At 46.8% G+C, this 4555-nt stretch carries 6 protein-coding genes and 1 pseudogene; 2 read left to right on the top strand and 5 right to left on the bottom strand.

The genetic code is table 11. From position 1 onward, the window contains the following. Positions 1 to 187 (top strand): annotated as a pseudogene (locus ABY436_RS19095) (hypothetical protein); the annotation flags it as partial. A 51-nt stretch (positions 188 to 238) separates the two neighbouring features. Here the strand turns inward: ABY436_RS19095 and ABY436_RS19090 are convergent. Next, positions 239 to 982, bottom strand: coding sequence for a hypothetical protein (locus ABY436_RS19090; RefSeq protein WP_372740515.1), 744 nt, complete (start codon positions 980 to 982; stop codon positions 239 to 241). A 189-nt stretch (positions 983 to 1171) separates the two neighbouring features. Here ABY436_RS19090 and ABY436_RS19085 point away from each other — a divergent pair, with 189 nt between their 5' ends. Next, the gene (locus tag ABY436_RS19085; RefSeq protein ID WP_372740516.1) at positions 1172 to 1585 is read left to right on the top strand and encodes a CopD family protein; all 414 of its coding nucleotides are present in this window, start codon (positions 1172 to 1174) and stop codon (positions 1583 to 1585) included. Positions 1586 to 1673: 88 nt separating this feature from the next. Here ABY436_RS19085 and ABY436_RS19080 read toward each other — a convergent pair whose 3' ends face one another. The 4 genes from ABY436_RS19080 to hslU all read right to left on the bottom strand — a co-directional run. After that, entirely contained in the window at positions 1674 to 2291 is a 618-nt protein-coding gene (locus tag ABY436_RS19080; protein WP_372740514.1) for an SCP2 domain-containing protein, read from the bottom strand. A gap of 14 nt (positions 2292 to 2305) precedes the next feature. Further along, positions 2306 to 3064 carry a bifunctional demethylmenaquinone methyltransferase/2-methoxy-6-polyprenyl-1,4-benzoquinol methylase UbiE gene (ubiE, locus tag ABY436_RS19075; protein WP_372740513.1) on the bottom strand — a complete coding sequence of 253 codons (759 nt, stop codon included), beginning with the start codon at positions 3062 to 3064 and terminating at the stop codon, positions 2306 to 2308. Between the two features lie 94 nt (positions 3065 to 3158). Beyond that, a complete protein-coding gene (locus ABY436_RS19070) occupies positions 3159 to 3536 on the bottom strand; it encodes a gamma-butyrobetaine hydroxylase-like domain-containing protein (protein ID WP_372740512.1) in 378 nt (125 codons plus the stop codon). 104 nt (positions 3537 to 3640) lie between these two features. Then, a partial coding sequence (hslU, locus tag ABY436_RS19065) for an ATP-dependent protease ATPase subunit HslU (protein ID WP_372740511.1) occupies positions 3641 to 4555 on the bottom strand: 915 nt, incomplete at its 5' end.

Raw genomic sequence — 4555 nt, 5'->3', positions numbered from 1 at the left:
TCTGCTCACAGGCTTGGATGATATTCTTTTAAGAATGTTATATGACCCGAGAATGCTGCCTGGCTCTGATCGCAAAAAAATACAGGAAATAGCGCCGCAAATTCTGACTGATTTTGAAAAGCGCGGCTTGATTAAAGGCGCCTCGTTACGGGTGCGCAAAGAGGGTGCCTTGTATCAGTTTTATTAGCAGCTTGTTACTTTCAATGCCATGTCGTCCGCCTGAATGCCCGCCCATGAATCAGAAGTCGGAAAGTTCGAGAGAAGTTTCTCCCGTTATCAGCTTCTCGAAAAAATCACAGCCGTGTTGCGGCTCTGCAAAGTGTTGCCAAGACCACGCGGCAAAAGTAGGTGGCTTGGCTAATGCTACAAATTCATTGAGTTGTTCATTTGAGATTTCAGAGTCCCCGCCTGCCGCGTCGATAAAGATCTGACGTGAAGCTGGCGACAAGGCCTCCATCTGCATTGAATACGCCATATACTCATGGTTTGCATAGTACTGAATGCTCCCTCCGGGTTGCTGATCAAGAAATGCGTGGGTCAGTTCATGATAAATCATACTGTCGAATAACTCGTGCGCTGGAATCAGGGAATATATGTGATGGGGGTCTAAAGTCGTCGTAAAATGAGCAGGCGATGTGACTTCAAGTGTTTTCTCTCCCCGTTTGTAAATGCCCAAAAGCGAGATATCAGAATGAACGATGCGATCAACGATATATAGCTCTATGGCATCTCGCTGGGGGATGTGACACGCGGCTAATCGTTCGGCTGCGGCAGTCGCCACGGTGCAGGTGTGTTTAGCCAGACTCGGTTCTGAAGTTACCACTGAAAACATCGGGTTTGAGCAGATGAGCGTTTCGGCGGACAAGCGAGAAGCAGACGCAAAAAAAAGACAGACGGTGATTGCCGCAACAATGTATCGGTAGCCGAATAATCTGGTCCAAGACAGCTGCGATGCTTTTAGCCTCGGTGAGATTGTATCCATGATGCCACCTTATCAAAATGGCTGTGTGTTGTGTTTATTTTGAGTAGTGCCTCAATATAAATTATGGTACTGATAATCAACGGCTGGAATTTGACTGATTGCTCCTGATTTTTTAATAACCTGTTAGGTATCTTTGTTTAAGAGAGCTTAATTATTAACGTGATAAATATCCGGATAGAAGGAAAGATGATGCTTTGGATAAAAATGTTTCATATTCTTGCCATGACGAGCTGGATGGCGGGTATCTTTTACCTGCCACGTATTTTTGTGCATTTTGTTGAAGGCAAAGAGGCAGGGCAGGATGTTGCACGTTTACAGATTATGGCGCGAAAACTCTATGGTTTTATGAGTATCATGGCGATTTTTACGCTGGTTTTAGGTTTTTGGCTTTGGCTGGGCTACGGTTTTTCGGGTGGCTGGTTGCACGCTAAGCTGATGTTTGTTGGGTTGCTGATTGGCTATCACTTCTGGTGTCGTGCGTATCTGAAGAAAATGCAGGCTGATCTGTTAGACAGAAGCGGTCTCTATTTTCGTTTGTTCAATGAACTGCCGCTGTTGATATTTATCCCGATTCTGATCTTTGTGGTGGTGAAGCCATTCTGAGATTCTGAGGAAGAGGCGCTTAATAAGAAAGCACTGAAAAAAAGAGTAGCGTCGATGATAGGCGCTACTAATATGAGGACTTAGCGCGTTAAAGCTTCTGCTCTAATGCGCGGATACGTGCACCAAGGCGCTCTGCACGATCTTTTAAATGGTCGACATCTTGCATAAATGCTTCGGCTTCAGGACGTGTAGGCAGTAATTGGGCTTCTTCCTGTATATATTCGTGAATATTGTCGCTGAAGCTGCTGCCGACACGTTTTACAAAATTCAGCTGGTTTTTGCTGAACTCGCTGAGCTGGTGGGCAGGCAGATCGCCGATGTAATCGGCTAAGAATGCTTCCCAGTCGATATGTGTTTCAGCTAACAGTTGCTGAAATTGATTAGCCAATGAGGTTTCGCCGCTGACGGTGATGCCATTGCCGAAAAAGTGCTCGGCTTTATTGTCACTGCTGATAAGTTGCAGGAGACGGTTGGATGAGCCGCTCAGCGTCACGTCAGCATCGCCTTCAAAGTGTGCCTGCAGCTGAACGCCGGCATCAAAGGGGATAATAAAGAGCGACTGCTTCAGGTCTGTTGCTTCAATCTGAATAACCTTGCCGGTAAGACGTTTTAGTGCCTGGCAGGTGACAGAGTCGCTCTGTAATAGTGAATTGATGGCCGACTCAAGCGGAGTCAGTATTAGGGCATGCAGCATATCATTGGCCATCAATTGTCTCTCCGTTATGGTTTGATACCCGTGTGCAGAGCAACGACACCACCGGTCATATTCTGATATTTACAATTCACCAGTCCTGCATCCTGCATCATGCTTTTCAGGGTTTCCTGGTCAGGATGCATGCGAATCGATTCCGCCAGATATTTGTAGCTTTCAGAATCGCCGGCAATCAGTTGACCCATTTTAGGTAAAATATTAAACGAATAAAAATCGTACAGCTTAGTGAGCGCCGGGTTATCTGTTTTCGAAAACTCTAACACCATTACTTTACCACCTGGTTTAAGGACCCGGGTCATCGAGCGAATGGCTGCATCTTTGTCGGTTACGTTACGCAAGCCAAAAGCAATGGTAATGATATCGAACGTGTTGTCAGGAAAAGGCAGGCATTCTGCATTGGCTTGAACAAACTCAACATTGCCGGCAACACCACGATCCATTAAACGATCCCGGCCTACTTTCAGCATTGAGTCGTTAATATCAGCGAGAACAACTTTTCCTGTTGGGCCGACAATCCGCGAGAAGCGCATGGTTAAATCACCGGTACCGCCGGCAATATCCAGAATGGTATGCCCGCGGCGAGCTCCGCTTTGTTCAATCGTCAGTTTTTTCCAGAGGCGATGCACTCCACCTGACATCAGATCATTCATCAGGTCATATTTTCCTGCGACCGAATGAAATACGTCAGCAACCTTTTTGACTTTCTCTTCTACCGGTACTTCACGAAAGCCGAAATCAGTAGTGGATTTTTTGTTCTGTTCGCTCATATTCTTTTGCTCAGCTGGTGCGTTTGACGCATTGTACCTACGCCGAAAAGGTTTGTCCTCTTTCGGACTGACTCAGCACTGATTCAGAAATGATTCAGAACTTACCAATCAGGCCCTTATCACGGGATTCGCCAGCGTCTTCCAGGCTTTTAAGATATGTATCCCAGTACTGATCTCGCTGTGTGGCGAGGGTGTAAAGGTACTGCCAGGTATAGAGTCCGCTGTCGTGACCATCATCAAAAATAATTTTCAGTGCATAATTGCCAGAGGGTTCCACACCGCTAATGCCGACAAATTTTTTGCCGGTCTGCAGTGTGCCATTGCCAATACCGTGACCGCGGACTTCAGCGGAAGGTGAGTGAACGCGCAAAAACTCCGCCGTTAGCTCAAAACTTGTTTCGTTATAGATTAATTCCAGCGTTTTGGACTTTTTGTGGAGCTTGATGTTGCTGGGGATAGGAGCCTGTGTCATCAGTGAACTCTTCGATAGAGTGAGCCAGCGAGGGCTGGCTCACGTGATGCTAGTTTACGGGTTAAAGCTCGCGAATCAGAACTATTGACGTCAGAGGACGTGTATCAGAGGATGTAGTGACTCAGATCCTCATCCTGACTGAGAGCGCTTAACTGTTTATTCACGTAGTCTGCATCGATAATAATGGATTTTCCGGAGTCATCCGAGGCATGAAAGGATAGCTCTTCTAACAAGCGTTCCATCATCGTATGTAAGCGACGAGCACCAATGTTTTCTGTTTTCTCGTTCACTTGGAATGCCAGTTCTGCGACGCGTGCAATCCCCTCGTCTGTGAACTCGATATCGACGCCTTCGGTTTTTAACAGTGCAATGTATTGCGCGGTTAAGGAGGCTGTCGGTTCTGTGAGAATGCGTCGGAAATCATCAGGTGTCAGTGCATTCAGCTCAACACGAATCGGTAAGCGGCCTTGTAACTCGGGAATCAGGTCTGAAGGTTTTGCCAGATGAAAAGCGCCGGAAGCAATAAACAAGATATGATCTGTTTTAACCATGCCGTATTTGGTGGTAACAGTGCAGCCTTCGATTAACGGTAGCAAGTCGCGCTGTACCCCTTCACGTGACACGTCGCCGCCACCTGAGTTAGCCCCCGCCCGCTTACATACCTTGTCTATTTCATCGAGAAAGACTATGCCGTTTTGTTCAACCATATCAACGGCGCGTTGTTTAATGTCTTCCTCTTTAATGAGGCGTGCGGCTTCTTCTTCGATGATCAGCTTCATCGCTTCTTTTACCGTCATGCGACGGCTCTGTTTATTCGCGCCGCCCATGTTGGAGAACATGCTTTGCAACTGGTTGGTCATCTCTTCCATACCGGGAGGTGCCATGATTTCAACATTGGCTTTGGGTTGAGCGATGTCAATGTCGATCTCTTTATCGTCAAGCTGTCCTTCACGCAGTTTTTTGCGGAAAATCTGGCGTGTCGCATTATCTGTTTTGGATTCCGGAGCACTATTGGTGTT

Origin of the sequence: Neptunomonas sp. (assembly GCF_041601355.1) — a bacterium.
Lineage (GTDB): Bacteria > Pseudomonadota > Gammaproteobacteria > Pseudomonadales > Balneatricaceae > Neptunomonas.
The sequence above is the reverse complement of the archived record's forward strand: the minus strand, read 5'-3'. Positions and strand labels throughout refer to the sequence as shown.